Source organism: Mesorhizobium sp. M1A.F.Ca.IN.020.04.1.1 (genome assembly GCF_003997315.1).
GTDB lineage: Bacteria > Pseudomonadota > Alphaproteobacteria > Rhizobiales > Rhizobiaceae > Mesorhizobium.
The window spans coordinates 22,788-47,763 of record NZ_RZSN01000022.1; the positions used below are offsets into that span (position 1 = coordinate 22,788).

Below are 24,976 nucleotides of genomic sequence, written 5' to 3' on the forward strand. Positions count from 1 at the left end.
GGGGGCCGGCGTGTCGGGCGGATGCAACAGCATCCGCCGACGTCAGTCTTGTACCCATGTTGCTCAGAGGAGGATGTGGCTATGAGAACCACTCTCGATTTCACCCCACTTTTCCGGTCGGGCATCGGCTTCGACCGAATGCTGAACGCGCTTGAGGCCGCGAGCCGCGGCGAAACCATCGACAGCTGGCCTCCATATGACATCGCCAAGCTCGGCGAGGACGATTACCGCATCACCATGGCGGTAGCTGGCTTCAGCCAGGACGATCTGACCCTAACCCAGGAGCAGAACACGCTCATGGCGTCCGGTCACAAGGCGGGCGAGGAGAATGGCCAGTATCTTCATCGAGGCATTGCCAGTCGCGCGTTCCAGCGCCGTTTCGAGCTGGCCGACCACGTGAAGGTGGTGGACGCCAGCCTGGTCAACGGTCTGCTGACGATCGATCTCAAGCGCGAAGTTCCTGAAGAGATGAAGCCGCGCCAGATCGAAATCGCGACGAGCGGCAAGGCGACGCCGAACTCCTCGCCGAAGCAGATCGAGGCTGAGAAGCCGGCCGCCTAAGGCATTCCGCGAGCGCACTCGCGCGCGGGCGCCGGGTCATGAGCCCGGCGCCGAATGGTGCATTGTCACAACGAACGAAAGGAGAAGAAAAATGAGCGTTCGAGATCTGATCCCTTGGGGCCGCGACAACGGCAATCAGGCGACCTTATTCCGCGCTGGCGACCGTGATCCGTTGCTGGCGCTGCATCGTGAGGTGAACCGGCTGTTCGATGATGTCTTCCGCGGCTTCGGTTCGACCCTACCTGCCTTCAGTGGCGCTTCCGCCTTCGGCGGCGGTTGGCCAAGCGTCGAGATTTCCGACGGCGAGACGGAGGTCAAGGTGACGGCCGAGGTGCCCGGTCTTGAGGAGAAGGACATCGAAGTCCTGCTCGACGACGGCGTACTCACGCTGAAGGGCGAGAAGCGTTCCGAAACGGAGGACAGGGACAGGCAGTTCTCCGAGCGCTTCTATGGCCGCTTCGAGCGCCGTCTCCCGCTCGGCTACGAGGTCAAGAAAGACAAGGTCGATGCCCGCTTCAGCAATGGTGTGCTGACCGTGACCTTGCCCAAGAGCGAGAAGGCGCAGTCGCAGGGAAAGCGCATCGCCATCAAGAGCTGACGCGTGGCAGGCGCCGGCGGCCGGCTGTAGGGCCCCGCCGGCAGCATCCATGCCAGACAGGGAGGATGAACGATGGAGAGACAGGTTGACAGATCCACCAGAGCACCAATCCCGCGGGGGTGGTCGTCGAACGACAACCGGCAGAAGCCCCTTTCGATGGGACGCTCGACCTTCCCGGGCGACGCCGTCGCACGGATCTACAAGCCGTCCCGCGCGGCGACGACTTCCGGCACGGCCCGCACGCGCGGCTGGCGTCTCGTTTTCGAGCGGCGCACCGCGCCCTTTGTCGAGCCGCTAATGGGCTACACCGGGAGCCGCGATACGCTGACCCAGGTCGAGTTGAACTTCCCGACGCTGGAGTCGGCCGTTCGCTACGCCGAGCGACAGGGGTTGTCCTATGTCGTTCAGAATGCGACGGAGCAGGCTGATGATGGGGCGACCAGGCCTGCCAAGCCCGGAAGGTCGACCTACGGCTTTTCCAACATGACACTCGACCGGCTCGGACTTGGCGCGCTTCAGGAGAGCTACGGGTGCGCCCTCGACGGCGCTGCAAACCGCAACGATCCATCCGGTCCGGAAAGCTGGACGTCGCCGATGGGCGTGGCCCGCGATCCGAAGCTGACGCTGGAGGCCAAGCGCTCGATCCTGATGAACTGGGCTTGGACGGAGTATCTGATCGATCTGGCGACCAATGAGGGCATGCCTGAAAACGACCGCCCCTCGCGCCTCGACGAGGTCCAGCAGGCGCTGCTCGCGCTCGAACGGGAGGTTGCGGCTGACCAAGCCAATTCAGGCATGCGCAAGGCGGCATGAGGTGTGCCTACGAGCGGGTCTGGAGCAAGTTCCGGGCCCGCTTTTTCAACTCCGCGGGCGTAGCCCCGCAGACAGGAGTGACAACACCAGGTCAGGGAGGCAAACAATGCTCGCTCTCACATCGAACCTCCGCGTCGTCGCCGTTGCGATGGGGGCCATTTTCTTCAGCCTCGCTCCCGTTGCTGCGCAAACGGCGGCACCGGCTGAAGCATCCAGCCTGCCGACGCTTGCGCCCATGCTGGAGCGCGTCACACCGGCCGTCGTCAATATCGCGGTCGTTTCCAAAGCCCCCAAGGAAGACAATCCGCTTTACAGCGACCCTAATTACCGGCGCTTCTTCGGGCCGGAGCAGCTGCCGCAGGCCAGGATGAGCGCCGGCTCTGGCGTGATCGTCGATCCGGCGAAGGGCTATGTCCTGACCAACAATCACGTCGCTGGGGACGGCAGCGAAATCTCGGTCACCCTCAAGGACGGCCGGCAATTCCCGGCGAAGCTGATCGGCAGCGACAAGGACACCGATATCGCGCTGCTTCAGATTGACGCTAAAAACCTCACGGCGATACAGACAGGCGATTCAGACGCCCTGAAGGTCGGCGACTATGTCGTGGCAATTGGCAATCCCTTCGGTCTCGGCCAGACCGTGACCTCCGGCATCGTCAGCGCGCTTGGCCGCAGTGGACTCAACATCGAGGGTTACGAGGATTTCATCCAGACCGACGCCTCGATCAATCCGGGCAATTCCGGCGGCGCCCTGGTTACTCTGGACGGCAAGCTGATCGGCATCAACACGGCTATCCTCAGTCCAGCCGGCGGCAATGTCGGCATCGGCTTCGCCGTGCCGAGTAACATGGTTGTTTCCGTGATGAAGCAGTTGATCGCCCACGGCGAGGTGCGGCGCGGAAAGGTGGGGATCGGCATCCAGGATTTGACGCCGGACCTCGCAAAGGCGCTGCAACTCGGAGACCTCCGCGGCGCGGTGATCGCCAATGTCGAACCCGGCTCGTCGGCAGAGAAGGCTGGATTGCAGGTCGGCGATGTCGTCACCGCGATCGACGGACATCCCGTGCAAGGCACGACCGACCTCAGAAACCGGATCGGCCTCACCCCTGCCGGAAGCACTGTCAAATTTGCCGTCAAACGCGCTAATGGCGAAGTCACGATCGACGTGACGATCGCTGCACAGGAAAGCGCGTCGGAGACGCTGGCAGGCACCCTCCTGCAGGGCGCCAAGATGAGTGACGCTTCGGCCGAGGAAGCCCAGCGGGCAGGCGCGGACGGGGTCGTCATCGAGAGCATCGAACCCGCTAGCCCGGCGGCGAGAGCGGGGTTGCGGACCGGCGACATGATCGTGGCGGTCAACCGCAAGCCGGTCTCTTCCGTGTCCGATTTGCGCAGTGCGATCGCTGGCCAGCGCGCAATACTGGCCTTGGAGCTGGTCCGTGACGGGGGGCGTCTTCTGCTGGTTGTGCGATAAACTCCGGAGCCCGCTCGACCTTCCCTCGAGAGCGGGCTCTTCCAATTTCTGGCCGTCGGGATGTTCGCTGCCTACATCACCGAGCATGGGGTGATGACGGACGGCGAGTCCCTTCGACCAACGCTCTCGCCATCAAGCGCGTTGGGAACCGGCAAGTAGGCGTTCGCCATCAGCGATCCCCCGCTAACGGAACGCTTGACGCCGTTCTCCTGCTCGATTCCCCTGATCGAGCGCAGCGATCATGTCGAAGGCAACCAAAAGAACGGCCCACCCCTGATGCCATGCAGGAGCGGGCCTGCGGAGGATAGGGGCTCCGCGCGGCAGCGCACGGCAAACAGCGGAGGGCATAGCGCCGCCGGGCCCCAAACTTACCCGAATGCGAGGTGTTCCTCGGCGTCGGAACATTTTCTTTGTGATCCGGTTTCTCGGGCAGGACCGCCCCCGTTTGAGGTCGCATGGCGTAGCGTGTGCTCGCCAACTTCACCTGGCCGGTCATGTCTCAGGCAGCACACATCATCGCGAAGACGCTCGGCACAGGCCGCCGGGCAGCGTTGGGAACGTCGTGCCGGCTATCCGCGCCATGATTGCTGCACCGGGCTTCCCGGGCTCTCGCTTGACGCCCAGCGGTTCGAGTCGCATTCCCAGCATGTAGTCTAGGCAGCGGCGGCGGCAAATAGCTTCTTCGTCACGCGATTGCGAATGGCGCCTTAGTTCGAGTATGCGATGGAATCCTTGTTTTTTACGGGGGCGGGCGCATGCTTACCGCCTCTTTCTCGACCGCCACGAAATGATTGGCGCCTCATCCTTTTCTACTCGCCGAGCTGCGCCCCGCATCAGACCTTGACGGCAGACCAGGCCAGGCAGCCCGCGGCGACCGGCGTTGTGCTGACGAGAACGGCTCCTTCCGCGTGAAGCGTTATGAGGCCGGCCCAAGAGACCTCGTCGACCACCCAGATTGTCCCACCTTTATCTGTCGATTTTAGGTTCGTCCGCGCCTCGAGTACGGCTCGCATCATTTGGGCCGGGCTTAGACCTTCCCGGAAGACGACGATCGTGTGGGTTGCACCCTCGAAGCGCTGGCCTGCGCCCGCAGTCAGCCCAGCTAGCATGGCAACGCTCATCAAAGCAGCCGCCGCGCCCCGTGCTGGTCCTCCCCGATTGGGCATCAGGAGAACGAGCACCAAAGGCAAGATGCCAAAAATAACCAGCCATCCGATGTCCCATGCCAGGGGCACTTCGCTCGCCATCCTGATCCGGTGAAGGCCGAGCAGCCAATGAATGATGACCGCGTCAACGATGTGCCAGATGCCGAACCCGGCCAAGGCGAGCCGTAGAATTTCGCTCGTCGTGCCGGGGCGCGCGCCAGATGCACGAGCCGCCACGAGCAACACCGTGCCCAAAATGCACAACAGATACATGAGCAGGTGAAAGAGGCCGTCGCCAGAATTTGGAAGCGCAAGTCTGATCCTGCCGGTTCGCGAAGGCCGGACAGGAGGTGGTGCCACTGCAGGATCTGATGCAGAACGATGCCGTCGAAAAAGCCGGCCAGCGCAAAGCCAACGAGCAGCCACCCGACAACGGCCTTCCGATTGATTGCTGGCCAGTTCAAGCGCATGACTGGCGCCCTACCTCAAAGTGGCCGGACGAGGGGTGACCGGCAACCTCGGTCTGAGGTCGTCGACTGGCGCAGCCGGAATGTCTTCGGTGAGCCCGTGGACGCCATAGCTCGCCTCAATCCAGAACGCACAGATTAGGCCTCCGACCACAGCCAGGAGTACTAGCACTGCCGCAATAGTTTCGAGCATCAGACGTCGCTCCCTGTTCAGCCCGTTTGCCCGAACATCCCGGGGTTGGAGTTGTTCCCTTGGCTTGGAGATTACGGCTGATCATCAGGAACAATACCGTCAATGCGAGGTTGGGACGCGCTTGCCTGCTCAAAGGAGATCACTATGCCAGCCTCATCGGCGAAAGCCGATACTCCGGCTCCGGCGCACAAGCCGGCAGGAGTCACCCGATGGGTGTTCTCAACTAATCACAAGGACATCGGGACACTTTATCTGATTTTCGCGATCCTTGCGGGCATCATTGGCATGCTCCTGTCAGTCGCTATGCGCATCGAACTTCAGGAACCGGGTATACAGATCTTTCCTGGCTTGGCCTCGTTTGTATACGGCCTCGAGGGTGCCACGGCCATTGATGCAGGCAAGCAGCTCTACAACGTATTCACGACAGCACACGCCCTTATCATGATCTTCTTCGCGGTGATGCCCGGTCTGATCGGCGGCTTTGCCAACTGGATGATACCGCTCATGATCGGGGCTCCTGATATGGCTTTCCCGCGGATGAACAACATTTCTTTCTGGCTGCTGCCGCCTGCCTTCATTTTGCTCTTGATGTCGCTGTTCATGCCCAGCGTACCAGGAGGCTATGGTGCAGGAACGGGATGGTTCCTCTACCCAACGCTGTCGACGTCGGGCCATCCTGGGCCTGCCGTTGACCTGGTCATTCTGTCGCTGCACATTGCCGGGGCCTCATCCATCCTCGGGGCGATCAATTTCATCACCACGATCTTCAACATGCGTGCGCCCGGCATGACGCTCCACAAGATGCCTCTCTTCGCGTGGTCGGTTCTGATTACAGCATTCCTTCTTCTCCTCGCGCTCCCCGTTCTGGCAGGCGCGATCACGATGTTGCTGACTGACCGGAACTTCGGCACTGCCTTCTTCCTCCCGGACCAGGGCGGCGATTTGCTCCTCTACCAGCATCTTTTCTGGTTCTTCGGTCATCCGGAAGTCTACATCATGATCCTCCCGGCATTCGGCATTGTGAGCCAGGTAATATCCACCTTTTCGCGCAAACCGATCTTCGGCTATCTCGGCATGGTCTATGCGATCGTGGCGATCGGCGCGATAGGGTTTGTCGTCTGGGCGCACCACATGTACACCAGCGGCATTGGCCTGGACACGCAGCGCTATTTTACCTTCGCGACAATGGTGATTGCGGTGCCGACAGGTATTAAGGTCTTCTCCTGGATCGCCACGATGTGGGGCGGATCGATTCGCCTGCAAACGCCCATGCTCTGGGCGTTGGGATTCATTTTTCTGTTCACAATCGGTGGGGTAACAGGCGTTCAGCTGGCCAATGCTGCGCTCGACCGTGAATTGCACGACACTTACTTCGTCGTCGCGCATTTCCACTACATACTCTCACTGGGAGCTCTCTTTGGGATCTTCGCGGGCTGGTATTACTGGTTCCCGAAGATGACCGGGTATATGTATAACACTCTACTGGCGGGAGTGCATTTCTGGACGACTTTTGTCGGCGTCAATCTGGTCTTCTTCCCGCATCACTTTCTAGGTTTGGCGGGCATGCCGCGCCGCTACATAGACTATCCCGATGCATTTGCAGGCTGGAATATGGTCTCTTCCTATGGGGCCTACATATCTGCCGCGAGCGTACTGTTCTTCCTGGCCGGAGTGGTCGACGCCTTCTACAGACGAAGGGAGGCCGGCGATAATCCTTGGGGTCCGGGAGCCACGTCCCTGGAGTGGATGTTGCCTTCGCCACCGCCGTTCCATCAATGGGACAGGCTCCCGATCATTAAATAGCCCGGGTCGGCGATTTCGGCGCCCATGCGTGACGGTCCCTGCAGCCAATGCCCTGGCTCTCGTGGCCCTCAATCAGCATCCAACACGACGGGGTTGGTGTTGGCCCGGGAGAGTACCGGGCCCCTAGCGAGCCGTTCCTGATCCCCGGTCGGGCTCGCGGATAATTCATCGCCATGCACGAACTTGATAGCCAAACAGAACGACCAGCGCCAAGGAACATTTCTGATCCAAGGATGTTCGGGGAACCCCAACCCTGGAGAAACCTCATGTTCATGCACAATAAGCGACTGCAATACACCGTCCGTGTGTCGGAGCCGAATCCGAAACTGGCATGCATGATAATGGAGCAGTTCGGCGGAGCCGATGGCGAGTTGGCCGCCGCTATGCGCTATTTCGTCCAAGGGCTGGGCGAGGATGATGTCGGTCGAAAAGACATGTTGCTCGACATCGCAACCGAAGAACTAAGCCACCTCGAGGTGGTCGGGTCAATTGTCACAATGCTGAACAAGGGACTCAAGGCACACCTTGCCGAGGGACAGATGAAGGAAGCTGAGCTGTATTTGATGGTTGGCGCCAGCGGCACAACGGCCAAGGAGTCAATCCTGTTTGGCGGCGGACCCGCATTGTGCGACTCGGCCGGAGTGCCTTGGACCGCCGCCTATATCGATTCTCGCGGCGAACCAACGGTGGACCTGCGCTCCAACATCGCGGCCGAAGCTCGTGCCAAGATCGTGTACGAGCGACTGATCAACATCACCGATGATCCCGGCGTCAAGGATGCCCTCGGTTTTCTGATGACGCGCGAAGTCGCCCACCAGAAGTCCTTCGAGAAAGCGCTGTACGCGATAGAGAACAACTTCCCGACGGGCAAACTCCCGGGCATCGAGAAATATGCCAGCATGTACGTCAACACCTCGCAGGGCGAAGGAGACGCCACGGGACCCTGGAACTCGGGAGGCGAATGGGACCGCATCGATAATCTCGAAGAGGTGATGCCCGCCGACGGGGGCGACGGGATGGCGACTGTCAAGCTAAATGCCAAGGACAAGAAGGTCGCGGCCAATCTGGCGGAGCGGACGCTCTCGGACCCGGCTTCCGATCCGATGACCGGCGCCGATCTTGGAGCAGGACCGGGGGCGGGCCGCACCAAGAACGGTGACATGGGCGGCGCCGCCAACATCCAGGAGGCGCCGGCGCAGGCAGCGGCCGCTACTCGCAAAACCAGGTAGTCTCTGCAGGTTTGGGCGCCCTCAAGACAGTATTCGCGTGCGCAAAGCGAAACTACCTGTCGCGACCGAACACGGCGGTTCCCTGCGCCGTCGGGGCGACGACTCTGAGACAAAGTGACAAGGCAACGCGGCCTAATGACAATTCAAATACCCCTCTCCAAGATCGATCGCGCCGGACGTGAGGACCGCGGCGATGGGGCCTGGAGTATCGCGCCCGATCTTGCCTACCTTCGCCTTTCGATCGTGAATGCGGTGTTCTTTGGTATGCCCGGCCCCGCGACTCCAGTTGGGTGCTGATTGATACCGGTCTGCCAACCTCTCGAGGCGCCATTGTCGCGGTCGCGGAGGCGCGTTTCGGCAAAAACGCCTGACCGGCGGCAATCCTCCTGACGCAGGGTCACTTCGACACGTGGGAACGGTCGTTGAACTGTCGCGGATGTGGGGGGCTCCGGTCTATGCGCACACGCTCGAACATCCCTATCTGAACGGAACAGCGTCCTACCCCCGCCTGACCCGCGGGCGGGCGGAGGTCTGATGGCGTTGCTCTCACCGCTTTTCCCATGCGGGCCGGTCGATCTCGGGGACCGTTTGAACGCGCTCCCTGACGATGGCTCGGTTCCGGGAATGCCAGATTGGCAGTGGCTCCACACTCCAGGGCACGCGCCGGGACATATTTCCCTTTGGCGCAAGACGGACCGCTCACTGATCGTAGGTGATGCGTTCATCACAACCGGGCAGGAGTCCGCCTATGAGGTAGCGACGCAGCAGCGAGCCCGCAACCGCGAAAAATGGTAGGGTTTATCGCGAGCGATAGAAAACCTGTCCGTCGGAGCGGGCAACAATTGTTGTACAGCACTGTCCTTCGAGTATTCGCGCTGTCGGCTGAAAGGATGCGTCGCCAGGTGGTGCTCGCGCTACCGTCCTAACGGCTTGTGAGACAGCTCAATCAACTGCCGCTCATCGGTGACGCCGGCCATGTAGCTGGCAATTATCCGCAAAGCGCGGCGCTCTCGCTCCGCGGCAGTTTCCTTTGCCACCGAACCGCGCTCGAGAATCTGGCAAAGAAATTCAACATCGACAGGTGTGAACGCGCCTTTCGCCAGTCTTGCTGAAGCCATGGCCTTCTCCTCCTCCCAAGCGGGCCGCCCGACCACGCCGGGCAGGCGGTGCCTTCGACACGACGGCACCTTGGAAGCAGAGGGGCCGCCGGGCTCCGAACCTGCGATCCTAAAAGCTGTTCCTTCGTTATCAGCAAAAATCATTCCAAGAGGTCGGACTCGGCCATGGCGTTGGGCCACGTTGGGGGCCACAGAACATGCACTATTTTCTTCGGAGCCCGAACCATTGACACATGTGTAAGGGCCTATCGCAACGCAGTTTGCTGACTCTATCGTCCCTCGCGATCCGACGACCATCGACCCACACCCCCGGCCCGTTGGGCGGTCGTCTTTTCGGGCTGGGAAGCCGACACAAAGGCGTCAACGGACCAGACTCCATCGGCGGCCCAGGGTCTTGAGGCGCAATAAACTTGGGGAACAAAGAGCCATGCTCACGCACGGGAACATTGGGGCCCGATAGAGGTTGGGGCTTATGTCGATCAGCTCAGTGTTGCCAGCTTCTTGCTCTGACCTGATTATTCGCAAGCTCCAGATCATCTCTGATCTTGCCTCAGCCGATATTGCTACTTTGAGAGATATCGCGGTTCAGGAGCGCGACTACCGGGCAGGAGACGATATCGTGCGCGAGGGCGACCGACCCTCTCATTCCTTCGCTGTTCTGGACGGCCTGGTGTCATCTGCGAAGTTCACCGGCGAGGGGAAGCGGCAGATCACATCGATCTTTGTTCCGGGAGACCTCCCGGATCTCCACGGAATTCATCTTTCGGTTATGGATTGCACCTTCGCGCCACTAACGCCGGCCCGAGTGGGGTTCATGCGCCACGATGCGCTGCGTGCCATCTGCACCAAACACCCGTCCATCGCCAACGTGTTCTGGCGCTCAACGCTGATCGATGCAGCGATTTATAGAGAGTGGGTCACCAATGTCGGAAGGCGGGAGGCCTATGTTCGCATGGCTCACCTCCTGTGTGAGCTCATCGTCCGTCTCCATGCAGTCGGCCAAATTCAGGACCACGTGGCGGAATTTCCGGTCAGCCAGGCCGTGCTTGGCGACGCACTGGGTCTGTCCACCGTTCACGTCAACCGAGTGCTTCAGGAACTTCGCCGCGATGGCCTGATATCCACCTCGGGCTCAAGGCTCAAAGTTGTCGACTGGAATGAACTCGTGCGTGCAGGGGACTTTTACACCACCTACCTGCACGAAAAGAACGTGACGCCGCTATGAGTCCCCGCGAGGGGATTGACCGAGGTGCTAAGCATCTCGAGAGCATGGTGATCTTTGCGACGGAGAGCTGCCTCGAGGGGCTTATGGATTCGGTAGTCTACCTGGTTTCCCGTGAAAGCGCGGGCAACTTGACCGGCCGACCTTGGGGGCTAACGATCTACGTCCCCCAGTACTATGTCCAGAGAGCCCAGGATGGCGGTAACGTCAGCCAGCATATGGCCGCGGCAAAGCAGATCCATAGCCTGAAGATGCGCGAAGCTCGGGGCTCTCAGCTTGCACCGGTAAGGTTTGTTAGTCCCGTCAGATACCAGGTAGACGCCGAACTCTCCTTTCGGAGCTTCCACAGCAGCATACACTTCTCCGGTCGGGACCCGAAATCCCTCGGTGTAGAGCTTGAAATGGTGTATCAGCGCCTCCATCGACCGCTTCATGGCCGCACGTTTCGGCGGCACGATCTTACCGTCCGCGTTGGAAACCGGACCCGGCCCTTCTTTAGCCAGCAGATCCACGCACTGGCGCATTATCCTCGCTGACTGACGCATCTCCTCCATGCGCACGAGGTATCGATCGTAGCAGTCGCCGTTCTTACCAATCGGAATATCGAAATCCATTTCGGAATAGCACTCGTAGGGCTGGGCCTTGCGCAGGTCCCAAGCAGCACCGGAGCCACGCACCATTACCCCGGAGAACCCCCAACCCCAAGCATCCGATTCCGAAATCTGCCCGATATCCACGTTGCGGAGCTTGAAGATCCGATTGTCCGTCAGCAGCCTGTCTAGGTCATCCACTGATTTCAGAAACGGATCGATCCACTTGCCGATATCCGAGATAAGCTCGTCGGGCAGATCCTGGTGTACGCCGCCTGGTCGGAAAAAAGCTGCATGCATCCGTGAGCCGCTTGCGCGCTCATAGAAGACCATCAGCTTCTCGCGCTCGATGAAGCCCCAGAGCGGCGGCGTAAGCGCCCCGACATCCATGGCTTGGGTGGTGACGTTGAGCAGATGCGAAAGGATGCGCGAAATTTCGCTATACAGGACCCGGATCAGTTGCCCACGCCTCGGCACCGTCAAACCCGTGAGCTTCTCGATCGCCAGACACCAGGCATGTTCCTGGTTCATCGGCGCCACGTAGTCGAGCCGGTCGAAATACGGCAGGGCCTGCAGGTAGGTCTTCGTCTCAATCAGCTTTTCGGTGCCACGATGAAGCAGTCCGATATGCGGATCAACCCGGTCGACTACTTCGCCGTCGAGCTCCAGCACTAGCCGCAGCACACCGTGAGCGGCCGGGTGCTGAGGGCCGAAATTGATATTGAAGCTTCGGACGGAATTCTCTGCCAAGCGGCCGTTCCTCAGCGCGGGAACGCACCCAACTGGGAGGCGAACCGGATGTTCCACCCACGCATTGCGTCACGAAGCAAATTCCGACTGCATTGCATTGTGCACGCGTTCCTCCTGCAATTGGTTGTGTGCCGGCTATAGACGCGGGGGCGAGCGGGAACAAATAGGCTGTCACTTGGTTCCGGCTGCACGCAAACAAGGACTGCCCATGGACAGAGCGTCCCACATCAGCGAAGAAGCCGGCACGTCGCGTGCCGCTCCCGACCTTAGTCGGCTGCTGTTCGAACCAAACCTACGAGTCCATGGCCTGATAGACCAGACCGTCGTTTCGAATGCCTGAAAGCGGTTCGTGACGGCGGGAATGATCTGTACGTTGAAATTGATACGCCTGACGGCGACGCAGATGGCGCCCGACGAATTGCCCTAGAGATCAAGCTGTTCCTGAAACACTCTGGCCGCAACGGCTTCGTCCTTGGCAAGAACACGGTCTATTCTGCCGGGATCACCGTCCTCGCAGCTTTCCCGAAGAGTTCCCGGTTTTTATGTCCGCGGGCAGTCTTGCTGGTCCACGAACGTCGGCTCGAAAAGGAACTGGTCCTGAATGGGCCAATCCGCAGTTGCCTCCAGATCGTCCGGGAACAACTTGCCTTGCTGCAGACTGCTGAGCGGCTCGAAAACGAAGGCTTTGAGGATCTTGTGGAGGGTTCGAAGATATCTCTGGAGCAGCTTCGTGATCACGCCTTAAACAACTGCTACCTGATGGCCGAAAGAGCGTTGGAGTTGGGTCTTGTTGCGGACATCGCCCGATAGAATTAGGCCTCTGAACGGACTTGTCCGGCTTTGCCTTTGCCGGCCGAATAAAAACGGACGACGGCCATGACTGATAACGCAGACTTGGTAGCGCGAAGCGGCGGATGCCTTTGCGGTGCCGTGAGTGACGTTGTCACCGGCGAGCCCTTGTACGTCGGTTTGTGCCATTGCCAGGGACTGCAAGCGAACCAGCGGCACCGCGTACAGCGTGTTTGCTTCGCCTAGCTCAAGCCGATCGCGATACGCCCGCAACTTAGACGCGGCGAATAGGTTCTCAAGCCTTCTCTAGGATAGCGGGTTCGGTCTCGCGGCGCGCGTTGCCAGGCGAGGCGCCGTTTGGGGATCTGTGCTGCATTCCCCGGAGCCCGTTCGGCCTCCCAGGCGAGCGGGCTCTTGCCGTCCGGGGTTGGCAAGGAGAACCAGCAAACGGGACGGCTGAATCCTGCTATGATCCGCCTGCAATCCCGCCGCGAAACCCCGTTGGAAATGGCGCAGCGCCACGTTCGGTAGCGCACGGAACGCGTAGCGCGCCAGCGGGCGTTGATCGCCAGAATGGAAGTGCGTGGCCAACCCATAGGTGAAGCCGAACACCTGTTGCGGGAGTTTGAGGCGGCCCAACGCCAACACACCGAACACCTGAGGCGTCTCCGCGATAGCTAGCCGCCGTATGGAACCTTTCGCCCGGATCCGGATTCACGGCCAGAGGGACCCTCCATGGCCGAGAGCAAGAAAGAGCGCGACGAACGCATTCAGGCGGTGAAGGGATTTTCGAGTGCGGTTTCTCATGCGCGAAACCGGTATCACCGAGGCCCAGGCGCGCGAGCTCATCGACCTGATCGGCAACGACGCGAACTCTCGACTTCGAGAGGCGCGTCTTCTGGCGAGAAAGATAGACGCGCGACAACGCTAAGGCTCAAACCCATGTGCAACGACTACGAGCAGCATATCGCTTGGGCCGAATACTGCCGCATCATGGAGTCGCTCGCCTTGCAGATCTCCAGCCATCAGAGTGAACTTGACCTGCCGCAAGCTGACATCCGCATCAACGACCCGGCTCCGGTAATGCGCGCTGCCGGCGATGCAATCGAGCTAGCCTCGATGACATTCGGCTTCCCGCCCTCCGGTCCAAATGGCGGGCCGGTGTTCAATTTTCGGTCGGAGGGGCGACAGTTCGCAAACAGCAGGCGCTGTCTTGTGCCGGTATCGGCCTTCTTCGAGTTCACCGGAACGAAGTACCCGAAGGCGAAGCACCGGTTCACGTCGACGGCGCCCCGTTCATGGCGATCGCGGGGCTCTGGCGCGAAGCGGCCGGCAACAAGCCGCCCACCTTCACCATGCTGACGACGGATCCCAGTCCCGACATTGCGCCCGTCAGGTCGTGGTCCTTGAGCCGGAGAACTGGTCCGCCTGGCTCAACCTGACGGAATCGGAGGGCGATCTGTTGCGACCGCTTCCAGCCGGGTCTTTGTCAGTTGAGACGGTTCGAGAGTGAAGAGGCTGAACAGCCCGGCTGGTCATGCATCATGGCATGACTCCCCCAAGCACGAACATTTCCAGCATGCGGCATCGTCGGCCAGTGTCATCAATCCGACAACGTCGAGGTTGCGAGCTGGTCCTTCCCAGCTCGGGCTCACTTGAGCGAATTTGTAGACTGTCCAGTCGGCTTGGTTGTCACGCGGATCCACAGCACATTCCTGGCGCCAATCATGAACCGCCCGACCCGTGACCGCAATAGCTGCTTTCGACGGTGTTTCTGCAACCGCAACTTAGTGGGATGTGACCACGTGACCGGACATTACTTCAACCATGTAGCTCTGCATGCAGCACTCGCTCCAACAGGACTTTCCAACTTGGCGCGGCCGGCCTTCTTCCGAACTGGCGGAATCCGGCGGCCGATGCATACTGTCGCGGAACTTGAAAACTTCGGCCGCCATCATTTTTGGCGGGCCCGCGTCATGTGCCTGCGTCCATAGGTTACGGGGGGAGTGCCTCAATTACGCTCCCCGTCCTACAGTGAACCGTCACTCTCGATACGGCACGTGGGTGCCCGGATCGTGATTGTACTGAGGCTCGCCGCCAGTGACTACCGGTTGGCAAAGCCCTCAGGGCGTTATGCTGGTGCCGGCGATGATCTCAGATCTCACTTCGGGGAGGTGCAGGACGAAGGGGCAAAACGGGTTCTAGCTCAATTAGGCACCTAACGTCTTTCGAGGAACAAATCGCATCAGCAGAGGTTCGGCTCGACCAACTACGGAGAAGAGCAATGTCTGAGTCGCGCGAATGGCTGATCCAATGGCTGAGGGATGCCCACGCCATGGAAGAACAAGCCGAAACGATGCTATCCGGCCAATTGAACCGGATCGAGAGCTACCCCGAACTCAGCGATAGAATCCGCATCCACCTGGAAGAGACAAGGGAACAGGCCAAGCGGTTGAAGACCTGCCTGGACGGCCTTGACGAGGGCTCTTCCATGCTGAAGGACGCAGGCGGCAAGCTGACCGCGACGGCGCAGTCGCTCAGCGGCGTATTTGCTGGCGACGAGGTCATGAAGGGGTCCCTGGCCAGCTACACCTTCGAGCACATGGAAATCGCATCTTACACCATCCTCATCGCCGCCGCGAATGCAGAGGGCGAAGCCGAGATCGCCCGCGTCTGTGAGCAGAATCTGCGGGAAGAGGAAGCGATGGCTGAGTGGTTGAAGAGCAACCTGTCACAAGTTACGGAAAAATTCCTAACGCGGGCAGAAGCCGATCGCGACAGTGCGAAACGCTGAGTGGACGGCGGTCAGGGACGCGAAAGCTGTTCGACCGCCAGCATCGAGCACAATCGGCATCCGACCGGGAGCTCGAGAAGGAACCTAAGCTGCTATGAGCACGCGTGGGAAAAATTTCCTCGATAAATGGATGGCGGAGCATGTGCCAAATGCGACGACCGACGATCCGCTCGCAATCATCTATCTGTCCGACGCGGCCATGGAAGCTGCAGGGCGCGAAGGCATCTCGCCCGAGGAGATTGAGGATGTCGGTAGCCTGTTGAGGGTGATCCTTACAGCCATGCAACACCGGAGGGGCGGTTTGGCCGACTGAGACCAAGAGGTGCCCGAGAACTGCGATCGGCATCAGAGATCTGCCGGCGCTCCGATCGGTTCGGCCCTGACGCTCCCGCACGGAGTAGGATCTGCAGCTGAAGATGAAACGCACGATGTGCGGCGGCAAGCCGATCACGCTGACCTATTCGCCCGACACCAGCCCGAAAGACCCTCCCCGCAAAGGACGTAGCCGGCCACCAAAAATGGAACCGCCGGACTTCTCCTGACCCTCAAATTTGAATGCGGGCTGGTCTGGCGCAGATCACGATAGGGTATGCCGCATTATCGGTTCGAAGTCGTTTGGAATGGGGAGAGCCTTGGAGACGCCTGGGTGGACCTGGCCACCATCAGCGATGCGCGGAAGGAAGCGCTAAGGGCGCTACACGACATTGCGGGCGAGGAAACGGTGGTCGCCGAGCAGGACCGCAGGCTAGTCGTGTCGGTACAGGACGAAGCTGGCTTGAGTGTCTATTCCGCAACTCTGACGCTGTCGCAGTCGCACTGATGTCTCTCAGAGCAGCAAGTGACGTTTCGCAGCGGTCAATCCAATCTAATCGACTCGTGCCCGACTTTTTCGGGGTGTATTGTCTTGCGGGTGTGGCGTCTCGGGGTAGAGGGTGAACGAATGTGTGAGAGCCTTCATAGTGCTGTCCCGCTCAGGAACGTGGGCATGCTGGCGTACGGCATAATTGAGCCTGACGAAATCAACATTCTAGCAAAGGCAGTGAGCGATCACTGCTCAATTCACAAGATCGAACGCGAGGCTGAACGGCATAGGGTCGCGCTCAACGTCATAGGTATTTTCCGACGTGGTGTAACTGACCCTCACCAGCTTTTGGAAGAACTTGAGAAGGCAGGCTGAAGCGAGCACCGCTTTCTGCAACGCCGAGGAGAGAGCCAGCGGCTAGTGAAGTTTGACCTTGGAAGGTTTGGCGGCCGACTCGCTCAAGATTTCTTTAAGCGCTTGCTCCAGGTCCAGCCCGAGCCAGACAATGGGCTCAGGAATCGCAATCACGTCGTTCCGGCCCGCCACCAGCTGCGTCTTCGGCGAAAGCTCCGAGACTGCTTTCGAAGGGGCCGATTTCGATAGCAGTCGCGACAGGTGCTCCCTCTGCAATGCGTGAACCTCTTCCAACAGGCTTAGGAACCTCAATGCATCCTCCGTCGGCAGCCTGCTGGTCCTTAGGCAGGCAATCCGCTCGTGCTGAAGCGCGATATGCCGCTCGCCCTGTCGGACGTGGCGTCGCGCCATGCTGATGTGGTCGTGGATAAGCATCGCCCACAACGCGAAATCTCCCAGGTCGTTCCGTTGCGGTTTTGAGGCGCAAGTCACAAAGGGTTAATGGAGGCAACGCTGTTGCCCGCTTACATCCAGCCCGGGCCGTAGCTGTTCATCTTGTTGGTGCCCGTCGGATGGAGGCAATGGAGACGGGAAATACCCATCGCTTACTGAGCGAACTCCGCCAGCAGGACATGCGGAACCGAGATCTGATCGACCAGACGCGCGCTACAATTGCCGAGAGCGCCAGACTGGCCGAGCAATCTAGGGAGCTCTTGTCACGTCACCGCAGCGGCGCATACAACACCGAGCCGGCAATTATCAGGCTGCCGCCATCCCGACCCGATCGCGCTTGCTGTAGCGGTGGCGAGAGTGGCCTAGGAGATCGCGACGGCATAGTCGGACAGCTCACCGGAAAGCGCTCTCTTGGCTGTACAAACCATTCGGACCAGATTCGGACCAGACAAGGTGGCTCAGATGCCCCGGCCGGTTTTTGGAGCTGAAGAGGATCGACGCTGGCCAAATCGACTCGGCACAACATGCTTTTTAAGGTGGAATGCGCCTGCCGAAACGTGCGCTACCGCCGATCGGGTGACCTCATGATGGTTTACGGCGGGGGGCGCCAATCGCTTCCGCCTAAGGTTCGACTGCAGCCGGTGCAATCCGGAGATCAAGCTCGAGGTTCACCCCGAGCATCTTTTGATCCACAAGCCCATGAAGGTCGACGGCAAGATCGTCTGGCACACGGAAAGGTTCCGGCCATGAGCAGCGCTGGTGCGTCGTCGCTCACATTCGTGGCATTGCTCTGGAAACAAGAAGACGACCGCCCGAGCGGGGCGGGGGACCTGGGTGGTGTCGACGTCGGAGGACAAGGGGTCGTATGTTCAGCAAACTGCGTTGCGATAGGCCCTGGCTCACTATGTCGTTGATTCGGCCCGGATGAAAATAGCAAATGTAAACTGGGAGCCCGCGCCAGAGTCATGGCATAGCGAAGCGGCTCCAGAAACTGACGTCAAAGGTGCCGCGTTTGGACAGCAGCAAGCGCTTCTTTTAAGCTCCTCTGATCGGAAACCTTCTCAGCAGTCCCGCGTTGCTTCTCACGATTTCGTTACCCCCGGAGGTAAAATGCAAGGTTTGAAGCGGTCGCGCTGGACGGAAACCTACGACCTGAACGAGTTTGCGGCAAAGCACGGTTTGACAACCAGGCAGGCCGAAATTGTGATTCAGAGCAATGGTCCATCCAAGCGCAAATGCGACCTGGCAGCAGAGGCATTTAGGGCCGCGCTCAGACAGTGCAGTCACTCGCGCGAAAAAGGTGCGAGAAGATCCCCATCGCCAGGGCTGAAGTTCTATCCAGTGAAGCCCGCCTAATCCGGTCGTCAAGCAGTTGCTAAAATTGGAACTAGATCACGCGCTCGTGAGTTTCGGCCAGAGGTGGTCGATCCCTTCAGATGTAGCCGCCTGGTGGCAACCAAAAAAGCCCGTCGCTTACGCTCATTAGCCGCGACGGGCTTTTCATTGGCTACCACAAAAAACGTGGATGCTTACCACTGGAAGATGGCGCATAATCCGTCTCTGCCCCGCGGCCATCGGGGTAAGAGCCCGGCCTGTGCGCCTTAGGTCCCCTCGACTCCTCGGCAGGCCGGGCACGGATTTTTTAGCAAGGTCTTAGAAATGTTAATGTCAGTCGCTGAAAAGGCGGCGCATGTGAGCGTCTGCCCCGGCTCGGAACGGGGTAAGAGGCCCGGCCTGTCCCGCTCAAGTCGTCCCCCGACTTTCCCCGCACGCAGGCCGGGCCGCCTCAGCTTTACCCGGTGGGTAAACGCAATCGGAGCGGCTCGCCAGGGTCAACAGCCGGTCACACTCCACAGGTCACTTGAAGGCGTACCTGTTAACAACCCCGTCTGCCTCATTCGTGACCCGGATCCAGCGCTGTTCGTCACCGCGTAAGTCCGTGACCTCACTGCCTGTGGCCGTTTCCGCTGCCACCCATGGAGTATTGGCATTGATGGTATGACTAGTCACAACGCTGTCCCCATCCATCTCTTCTACCCGATAGACCTTCATGTGCGACCTTTGCTCTATTCATCCCGTATCTGAACAGAGATCGAGGAAGGTTGTTCCTAGACAAGAGGGAGCGATCGGCAGGTAAACCGTAGGCGGCATTTCACAAACAGAAGATTGCTCAGGCGGCGCGACACGATGCAGCCTAGTCTAGCGATGGGGCCCGGCCAGCGGGGTTTGGTGACCTGGGGTAGACAGGCCGGGCCCTTGCCCCGTGGGCAGAGGGGCAAATCTGTTTATACGCCACCTTTGGGCGGCTTACATTAGAATTTTAGGCGTACCTAATAAACGCTACCCCCGGTTCGTCTTGGAGCCGTTTCATGAGATAATCTGCACATGCCGCGCAGAAGGGGGGCGGTCATGCATTGTCGCGTCGCAGTGGCGTCTACGGGCCCGCTGACCTGGCGATGCTCCAGCGGGTGTTTAGCCGGCTAAGGTTCAGAGAATGGCGGCGATAGGATATGGAGACGCACACGCTGCTAGTGTGCTTGAGAAAGGCGGCCAACTGAAATGCGCCTCAGTAAACGGCGACGCGACGGTTCTTGTCGCAGACTTGGCTGCTTGGGAGGCATCGCCGTTAAGAGAATGTGTGCACGCCGAATACCGCGGCACGGGATCGTGTCTCAGGAAGTGGTGTACCTGACGGTGTTGATCGCCGTAGCCGGACTGATCAGCGCGCCACGGCTGGCAAGCTGATGAGCGGATCATCGCTCAACTGGCCGACGCTTTCCAGCGTCATGTAACGGGCACGCTGCACGGCCCATTCGTCGTTCTGTTCGAGGAGCAGAGCGCCGACCAAGCGGATGATGGCATCGTCGTCTGGAAAGATGCCGACGACGTCGGTTCGGCGCTTGATCTCGCCATTGAGACGCTCGATGGGATTCGTGCTGTGAAGCTTGGCCCGGTGCTCCTTCGGGAAGGTCATGTAGGCCAGCACGTTAGGTTCGGCGTCGTCGAGAATGGCCGCCAGCTTCGGCACCTTCGGCCGGATCTGGTCGGCGACGGCGCGCCATTGCAGGCTCGCTGCTTGCGCCGTTTCCTGCGCGAAAGCGGTGGCGATGAAGGCCGAGACGACGCGGCGCCCGCTCTTGCCGGCATGCGCCAGCACGTTCCTCATGAAGTGGACGCGGCAGCGCTGCCAGGTGGCGCACAGCACCTTCGAGACCGCCGCCTTGATGCCCTCATGGGCATCGGAGACGACGAGCTTGACGCCGCGCAGGCCGCGCCGGGTGAGCTTGCGCAGGAACTCCGTCCAGATCGGCTCGGCCTCCGAGGTGCCGATCTCCATGCCGAGCACCTCGCGCCGGCCGTCGCTGTTGACGCCCACGGCGATGATGACGGCGACCGACACGATGCGGCCGCCGCGGCGCACCTTGAGATAAGTCGCATCGATCCAAAGATACGGCCAGTCACCTTCGATCGGCCGTTCGAGGAAGGCCTTCACCTTGCCGTCGACTTCGCACAGCCGCGACACCTGGCTCTTGGAGATGCCGCTCATGCCCATCGCCTTGACCAGGTCATCGACCGAGCGGGTCGAGATGCCCTGGACGTAGGCCTCCTGGATGACGGCCGTCAGCACCTTCTCGGCCATGCGGCGAGGCTCCAGGAAACTGGGGAAGTAGGAGCCCTTCCTCAGCTTCGGGATGCGCAGCTCGACCGTTCCGGCCCGCGTCTCCCAGTCCCTGTCGCGGTAGCCATTGCGCTGGGCGGTCCGCAGCGCGCTCTTCTCGCCGTAGCCGGCGCCCGTCGCGGCACCCACCTCCAGTTCCATCAGCCGCTCGGCGGCAAAGCCGATCATCTCGCGCAGGAGATCGGCATCGGGGGTCTTCTCCACGAGCGCGCGCAGGTTCATCATGTCGTCGGTCATCGGTGGTTCCTTCGAATCAGGTTGGTGTCAGCAACCCGACCCTAACGGAAGAACATCGATGACCACCGCTGCGCCGCTCGCTCGCTACGGCGCCATTGCGGGCGCGCTCGCGAGCGGCTTCGCTACCGCCGAGCTACACCACCTCGCGGGACACGACCGAAATGAGGCAGGTTGCCGCTTGGCCGGCAGCGACCTATCAGTCGCCACAGGAAGTTCGATCGGCAATTCTCGATCGTCAGCGTGACTGGCGCCTGAATCAGACGAGCGTTTCGCCGTTCACGGTTCCCGGACCGGCTTGGCACGAATGCGCCTCGGATCGTAACCGGGGCCGAAGCATTGCCCGCACTCCCATCGATTGAACACGTAACCCTGGCGTTCCGCATAACAGAGCATGGCGAGCTGACCGCGATACAACCGAATAAGCCGCAACCACCAAGTAAGAGTCGGCTTCAGGTCAAGCTCGCTCGGATGGCGCGTCCGGTGACATGCTTCGCAAACGCTCGGAAGCATCGAGCAAAACAGATGGTGGGGTTCCATTCACCTTCCGATCTAGGCAATGTGGTGAGCCAGCAACCGACGTGGACCGGCGGGAACTGAACCATCGGCCGACAGCTTGGGCAGGAGACGCCAACTCGACAAACGGTCTAATCACGATAGGCGCTTGATGTGCGACTTCAATGAGAAGCCCGGCTTCATAGTGAACAAACCCTCTACCATCTCGTTATGGCGGTCAGCTTTTGACCTAAGGATCACGCGTCAATTTCCACTTCCGCTTCGCAATTTACGGGCGCATTCAGAGGTATGGCCATGCCGATCGACGAGCGTGCGTGACAGCCGGCGTCGGGTCCATAAAGCTCCAATATCAGATCGGAATAGCCGTTCGTAACCAGCGGCGTCTCGTTGAAACCCGGAGCGACATTCACCATCGCGAAGACGCGAAGCCAGGCCGTAACCCTATCGAGGTTGCCTACAGCGCGCTTGAGGCTCGCGAGATGAGCCAGGGCGACGAGCCGGGCGGAGGCGTAGCCTTGGTCCGGCGAGACCTCAGCGCCTATCTTGCCGAGGGGTTTTGCCAGGGTTCCATCAGGGTTGCACGCGACGTGGCCCGATATGTAAGCGCGGTTGCCACGCACCCGAACCCACGAGAAGGGCATCCGTAGCCCTTCGCGGACTTTCAGCGGCTCGGGCAATTCCAGGCCCATAGCGGCGAGGCGTTGTTCGATAATGGCCATAATAGGTCTCCCGCTTGATCAGGGCACGACGTCGTCCAGTCCCAGCATCATCACCACGCTTTCGTTTGCCGCGGGGTCGGTGCGCGCGCCAATGAACTCGGCATTTGCGGTGCTCCGGTTCACGGCCACATGCGGAACCCCGGCCGGAATGAAGAGGTAGTCGCCGGGGCGGAGCTGATCGCACCGTTCGAGCCTCGCCCCCGACCAGATCTCAATCTCCTTGCCTTTGGTCATCAGCAGGGCCGTCTCGTGCCCTTCATGGCGATGGGCGCTCGTTCGTCTGCCCGCGGGCAGGAAGATCATTCCCAGCCACAACATGGTGGATCCTACGCTCTCGGCGGCGATGCCCGACCGATAGATGGATCCCTGCTCTGCGACGTAACTTTCACCAGCGCGCACGATCTTCGCAGTCGATGCATTGATGGTCCTCGATTGCAGTGCATGGTTCTTCATCGTTCTTCCCCATTCGATGAGGTTTCAAAGACAATGGAACCCAGCTTGCGCTCGGGGCCTGCGCGATGTCCCAAATGTTGGCCGAAAAATTCCGAAAAACTGCGAAATTGGGCGTATCATTTCCGTATCATGGACACGCAGAACCGTGCATTCGGCCCTTTCGAGTTCATCACCGAGAACGGATGCCTTCTCCGTGACAACCGCCCTGTCGCCCTTGGTGCCCGCGGCGCGTCGCTGCTTGCCGTTCTGCTCGCGGCAGACGGGCGGGTCGTCACCAAGTCGGCGCTTATGGAGGCGGCGTGGCCGGGCCTCGCTGTCGAGGAGAGCAATCTTTCCGTTCAGATTGCTGCCCTGCGCAAGTTGCTCGGTCCAGCATCGGACGGCGGCGAGTGGATCGTCACAGTCCCACGGGTCGGATACAGATTTTTCGGTGCTGCGGAGAGCCGTACCGATGGGCGAGGTAGCGGACCGCCGACGAAGGCGGGATCCAGCTCTGGGATTGCCGTGCTGCCCTTCGAGAATCTCGGCGGCGATGCCGAGAGACAATACCTGGCCGACGGTATCGCGGACGACCTAATCATGGCGCTTGCCCGGTTCCGATGGTTTCGCGTGGCGTCGCGCGGGGCGAGTTTCGCGAGGAGGAACGGCCCGAAGGATCCGAAATCGATCGCGCAGGATCTCGGCGTCGATTTCCTGGTGGATGGAGCCATCCGGAATACCGGGGATCTAATGCGGATATCGGTGCACCTCGCCGATGCGATGAGGGGCTCCACGATCTGGTCCGAACATTACGACCTCCAGGTGGCCGAGCTATTTGCCGTGCAGGACGCCATCGCTGAGCGAATCGCCGCGTCGGTCGAACCCGAGCTTCTGTTGCGCCATGGACTTCAGGTTGCTCCGCATACCGGCAACGTGACCGCCTGGGACCTCGTCCGGCAAGGCACCTTCAATTTTCACAAGGTAACGCAGCCCACCCACCTTCTCGCGCGGAGACTCTTTCGGGAGGCCGCTGAGCTTGATCCCATGCTTCCCGAGGCGCAGATCTGGCGGGCGCGGGTCAACGCGGGCCTCATTGCCTATGACTGGACGGATAATCCCTTCGCGGACGGAAGGGAGGGACTCGATGCGGCCTTGCGGGCGATATATCTCGACGCTCGCAATCCGTATGCGCACTATGCGCTCGCGATCGTGTCGGCCTACACAGGCAGGGCCGATCAGGCGATCCTCGCAGCGGAACGGTCCATTGAACTCGGTCCGAGTTTCGCCTTGGGGTATCTCGTCCTCGGCATGGCCCATCTTTTCGCGGGCGATGCGGCCAGCGCGCGAAAGCCGCTGACGCACGGCCTCGAACTCAACCCCCACGATCCTCAAAACGCGGTCTGGTTCAGCCTCTTGATGCTTGCGCTGTTCTTTTCAGGCGACGTTGAGGGCGCGCTCGGCACGGGGCGCGCGGCGCTGAAGGCGCGGCCAGACTGGCCAGCGCTGCTCCGCATTCAGGCGTGCTGCCACATGGCCTTGGGACACGGTCAGGACGCCTACCGCTTCGCCGCCGCTGCAAACGATCTCCCGCAGCCTGCCGGCGACGCGCTCGGTCCGTTCATGGTTGCCAACGAGGAATGGGCGAGCCGCCTCGAGCACCTGCTTCGGGAGGCAAAACATCAAAGGCCCATTTCCGGTCGTAATGCCATCTTTCCTGAAGACAAGACAAACCACCGCTTTCCGCCCGTTGCAGACCCTTAGATAACCCTAACGTCTGCCGGCGAGCGTGCAGCGGTGACGCATCACGCCCTCGTCGCTATATTGGTCGGTCGCGCTCGGGAGCCAGCCTGATGTTGCTCCTGGCCGGCAATTTGATTTGGGGAGCGCGGCGGTTTCTAAGCGCCGGCGGTTCGGCGCGGGAAGGCTCGTCCGATTTCGCGCGGCGCATCGCTCGTACGCTTTTGCTTCCAAGCGCGAAAATCTAAGCCTTTTAGTGAACTAGTAATTCTGGCATGGGGAACCATAAAGTAGCTGTGAGACTGTCAAACGCCCATGGGGAGGTTGTCATGCCAGCCGAAAGCACCAAACGCTCGGAACGGACGCAGGAAACCCTGGTTTCAGAGGCTCAGGCGCGCCGGGACTTTCTCAAGAAGGCAGGGCGTTTTGCGGCGGTGACTCCACCGGCCATAACGGTTCTGCTCGGCACCAGCCTGAACTCCAGAGCGATCGCCAAATCGGGAG

Annotated in this window: 20 protein-coding genes and 2 pseudogenes; 15 read left to right on the plus strand and 7 right to left on the minus strand. The window is 60.5% G+C overall.

Annotated elements, in window-relative coordinates:
* Positions 1 to 81 precede the first annotated feature (81 nt).
* From EOA49_RS07600 to EOA49_RS07615, 4 genes are all read left to right on the plus strand, one after another.
* Entirely contained in the window at positions 82 to 561 is a 480-nt protein-coding gene (locus tag EOA49_RS07600) for an Hsp20 family protein (RefSeq protein WP_127239593.1), read from the plus strand.
* A gap of 91 nt (positions 562 to 652) precedes the next feature.
* Positions 653 to 1,159 carry an Hsp20/alpha crystallin family protein gene (locus EOA49_RS07605; protein WP_127213884.1) on the plus strand — a complete coding sequence of 169 codons (507 nt, stop codon included), beginning with the start codon at positions 653 to 655 and terminating at the stop codon, positions 1,157 to 1,159.
* 72 nt (positions 1,160 to 1,231) lie between these two features.
* A complete protein-coding gene (locus EOA49_RS07610) occupies positions 1,232 to 1,972 on the plus strand; it encodes an ETC complex I subunit (protein ID WP_127213883.1) in 741 nt (246 codons plus the stop codon).
* A 106-nt stretch (positions 1,973 to 2,078) separates the two neighbouring features.
* Positions 2,079 to 3,446, plus strand: coding sequence for a DegQ family serine endoprotease (locus tag EOA49_RS07615; RefSeq protein WP_127239601.1), 1,368 nt, complete (start codon positions 2,079 to 2,081; stop codon positions 3,444 to 3,446).
* Between the two features lie 833 nt (positions 3,447 to 4,279).
* On the opposite strand, the gene EOA49_RS07620 is transcribed toward EOA49_RS07615, so the two are convergent.
* Positions 4,280 to 4,864: a DUF2243 domain-containing protein gene (locus EOA49_RS07620; protein WP_245460575.1), complete on the minus strand. Its 585-nt coding sequence runs from the start codon at positions 4,862 to 4,864 to the stop codon at positions 4,280 to 4,282.
* A 531-nt stretch (positions 4,865 to 5,395) separates the two neighbouring features.
* Here EOA49_RS07620 and ctaD point away from each other — a divergent pair.
* From ctaD to EOA49_RS07635, 3 genes and pseudogenes are all read left to right on the plus strand, one after another.
* A complete protein-coding gene (gene ctaD, locus EOA49_RS07625) occupies positions 5,396 to 7,054 on the plus strand; it encodes a cytochrome c oxidase subunit I (protein WP_127239592.1) in 1,659 nt (552 codons plus the stop codon).
* A gap of 266 nt (positions 7,055 to 7,320) precedes the next feature.
* Positions 7,321 to 8,283 (plus strand): manganese catalase family protein, encoded by a 963-nt coding sequence (locus EOA49_RS07630; protein WP_095825929.1) that lies wholly within the window; start codon positions 7,321 to 7,323, stop codon positions 8,281 to 8,283.
* Positions 8,284 to 8,418: 135 nt separating this feature from the next.
* A pseudogene (locus EOA49_RS07635) lies at positions 8,419 to 9,051 on the plus strand (MBL fold metallo-hydrolase); the annotation flags it as partial.
* A 146-nt stretch (positions 9,052 to 9,197) separates the two neighbouring features.
* Here the strand turns inward: EOA49_RS07635 and EOA49_RS07640 are convergent.
* The gene (locus EOA49_RS07640) at positions 9,198 to 9,401 is read right to left on the minus strand and encodes a hypothetical protein (RefSeq protein ID WP_245322467.1); all 204 of its coding nucleotides are present in this window, start codon (positions 9,399 to 9,401) and stop codon (positions 9,198 to 9,200) included.
* A gap of 472 nt (positions 9,402 to 9,873) precedes the next feature.
* Here EOA49_RS07640 and EOA49_RS07645 point away from each other — a divergent pair, with 472 nt between their 5' ends.
* Positions 9,874 to 10,626: a Crp/Fnr family transcriptional regulator gene (locus EOA49_RS07645; RefSeq protein ID WP_164746644.1), complete on the plus strand. Its 753-nt coding sequence runs from the start codon at positions 9,874 to 9,876 to the stop codon at positions 10,624 to 10,626.
* 149 nt (positions 10,627 to 10,775) lie between these two features.
* Here the strand turns inward: EOA49_RS07645 and EOA49_RS07650 are convergent, their stop codons facing one another.
* Complete coding sequence (locus EOA49_RS07650) at positions 10,776 to 11,963, minus strand: NADH-quinone oxidoreductase subunit D (RefSeq protein WP_095825930.1); 1,188 nt, start codon at positions 11,961 to 11,963, stop codon at positions 10,776 to 10,778.
* Positions 11,964 to 12,521: 558 nt separating this feature from the next.
* On the opposite strand from EOA49_RS07650, the gene EOA49_RS07655 reads away from it, so the two are divergent.
* From EOA49_RS07655 to EOA49_RS07675, 6 genes and pseudogenes are all read left to right on the plus strand, one after another.
* A complete protein-coding gene (locus EOA49_RS07655; RefSeq protein ID WP_127239591.1) occupies positions 12,522 to 12,773 on the plus strand; it encodes a hypothetical protein in 252 nt (83 codons plus the stop codon).
* 921 nt (positions 12,774 to 13,694) lie between these two features.
* Positions 13,695 to 14,265: pseudogene (locus tag EOA49_RS07660) on the plus strand (SOS response-associated peptidase family protein).
* A 771-nt stretch (positions 14,266 to 15,036) separates the two neighbouring features.
* Positions 15,037 to 15,546, plus strand: coding sequence for a DUF892 family protein (locus EOA49_RS07665; protein WP_095802953.1), 510 nt, complete (start codon positions 15,037 to 15,039; stop codon positions 15,544 to 15,546).
* A 94-nt stretch (positions 15,547 to 15,640) separates the two neighbouring features.
* Positions 15,641 to 15,859 (plus strand): DUF768 domain-containing protein, encoded by a 219-nt coding sequence (locus tag EOA49_RS07670; RefSeq protein ID WP_127213878.1) that lies wholly within the window; start codon positions 15,641 to 15,643, stop codon positions 15,857 to 15,859.
* Positions 15,860 to 16,192: 333 nt separating this feature from the next.
* A complete protein-coding gene (locus EOA49_RS32555; RefSeq protein WP_164746643.1) occupies positions 16,193 to 16,366 on the plus strand; it encodes a hypothetical protein in 174 nt (57 codons plus the stop codon).
* A gap of 165 nt (positions 16,367 to 16,531) precedes the next feature.
* Positions 16,532 to 16,723 carry a hypothetical protein gene (locus EOA49_RS07675; protein ID WP_127239590.1) on the plus strand — a complete coding sequence of 64 codons (192 nt, stop codon included), beginning with the start codon at positions 16,532 to 16,534 and terminating at the stop codon, positions 16,721 to 16,723.
* Between the two features lie 42 nt (positions 16,724 to 16,765).
* Here EOA49_RS07675 and EOA49_RS07680 read toward each other — a convergent pair whose 3' ends face one another.
* From EOA49_RS07680 to EOA49_RS07715, 4 genes are all read right to left on the minus strand, one after another.
* The gene (locus tag EOA49_RS07680) at positions 16,766 to 17,146 is read right to left on the minus strand and encodes a hypothetical protein (protein ID WP_127239589.1); all 381 of its coding nucleotides are present in this window, start codon (positions 17,144 to 17,146) and stop codon (positions 16,766 to 16,768) included.
* 2,728 nt (positions 17,147 to 19,874) lie between these two features.
* Positions 19,875 to 21,071: an IS256 family transposase gene (locus EOA49_RS07700; protein WP_127239587.1), complete on the minus strand. Its 1,197-nt coding sequence runs from the start codon at positions 21,069 to 21,071 to the stop codon at positions 19,875 to 19,877.
* Between the two features lie 749 nt (positions 21,072 to 21,820).
* Positions 21,821 to 22,303, minus strand: a complete 483-nt coding sequence (locus EOA49_RS07710) for a RidA family protein (RefSeq protein ID WP_127239585.1) — start codon at positions 22,301 to 22,303, stop codon at positions 21,821 to 21,823.
* 18 nt (positions 22,304 to 22,321) lie between these two features.
* Complete coding sequence (locus tag EOA49_RS07715; RefSeq protein WP_127239584.1) at positions 22,322 to 22,756, minus strand: cupin domain-containing protein; 435 nt, start codon at positions 22,754 to 22,756, stop codon at positions 22,322 to 22,324.
* A 129-nt stretch (positions 22,757 to 22,885) separates the two neighbouring features.
* Here EOA49_RS07715 and EOA49_RS07720 point away from each other — a divergent pair, with 129 nt between their 5' ends.
* The gene (locus EOA49_RS07720) at positions 22,886 to 24,496 is read left to right on the plus strand and encodes a winged helix-turn-helix domain-containing protein (RefSeq protein WP_127239583.1); all 1,611 of its coding nucleotides are present in this window, start codon (positions 22,886 to 22,888) and stop codon (positions 24,494 to 24,496) included.
* The last annotated feature ends 480 nt before the right edge of the window (positions 24,497 to 24,976 follow it).

Excerpts from the sequence above, each read along its gene's own strand:
- EOA49_RS07665 (WP_095802953.1), top strand. The coding sequence starts at position 15,037 with ATGTCTGAGTCGCGCGAATGGCTGATCCAATGGCTGAGGGATGCCCAC.
- EOA49_RS07645 (WP_164746644.1), top strand. The coding sequence starts at position 9,874 with ATGTCGATCAGCTCAGTGTTGCCAGCTTCTTGCTCTGACCTGATTATT.
- EOA49_RS07630 (WP_095825929.1), top strand. The coding sequence starts at position 7,321 with ATGTTCATGCACAATAAGCGACTGCAATACACCGTCCGTGTGTCGGAG.
- EOA49_RS07670 (WP_127213878.1), top strand. The coding sequence starts at position 15,641 with ATGAGCACGCGTGGGAAAAATTTCCTCGATAAATGGATGGCGGAGCAT.
- EOA49_RS07605 (WP_127213884.1), top strand. The coding sequence starts at position 653 with ATGAGCGTTCGAGATCTGATCCCTTGGGGCCGCGACAACGGCAATCAG.
- EOA49_RS07700 (WP_127239587.1), bottom strand. The coding sequence starts at position 21,071 with ATGACCGACGACATGATGAACCTGCGCGCGCTCGTGGAGAAGACCCCC.
- EOA49_RS07675 (WP_127239590.1), top strand. The coding sequence starts at position 16,532 with ATGCTGGCGTACGGCATAATTGAGCCTGACGAAATCAACATTCTAGCA.
- EOA49_RS07710 (WP_127239585.1), bottom strand. The coding sequence starts at position 22,303 with ATGGCCATTATCGAACAACGCCTCGCCGCTATGGGCCTGGAATTGCCC.
- EOA49_RS07640 (WP_245322467.1), bottom strand. The coding sequence starts at position 9,401 with ATGGCTTCAGCAAGACTGGCGAAAGGCGCGTTCACACCTGTCGATGTT.
- EOA49_RS07715 (WP_127239584.1), bottom strand. The coding sequence starts at position 22,756 with ATGAAGAACCATGCACTGCAATCGAGGACCATCAATGCATCGACTGCG.
- EOA49_RS07720 (WP_127239583.1), top strand. The coding sequence starts at position 22,886 with ATGGACACGCAGAACCGTGCATTCGGCCCTTTCGAGTTCATCACCGAG.
- EOA49_RS07615 (WP_127239601.1), top strand. The coding sequence starts at position 2,079 with ATGCTCGCTCTCACATCGAACCTCCGCGTCGTCGCCGTTGCGATGGGG.
- EOA49_RS07620 (WP_245460575.1), bottom strand. The coding sequence starts at position 4,864 with ATGTATCTGTTGTGCATTTTGGGCACGGTGTTGCTCGTGGCGGCTCGT.
- EOA49_RS07610 (WP_127213883.1), top strand. The coding sequence starts at position 1,232 with ATGGAGAGACAGGTTGACAGATCCACCAGAGCACCAATCCCGCGGGGG.
- ctaD (WP_127239592.1), top strand. The coding sequence starts at position 5,396 with ATGCCAGCCTCATCGGCGAAAGCCGATACTCCGGCTCCGGCGCACAAG.
- EOA49_RS07600 (WP_127239593.1), top strand. The coding sequence starts at position 82 with ATGAGAACCACTCTCGATTTCACCCCACTTTTCCGGTCGGGCATCGGC.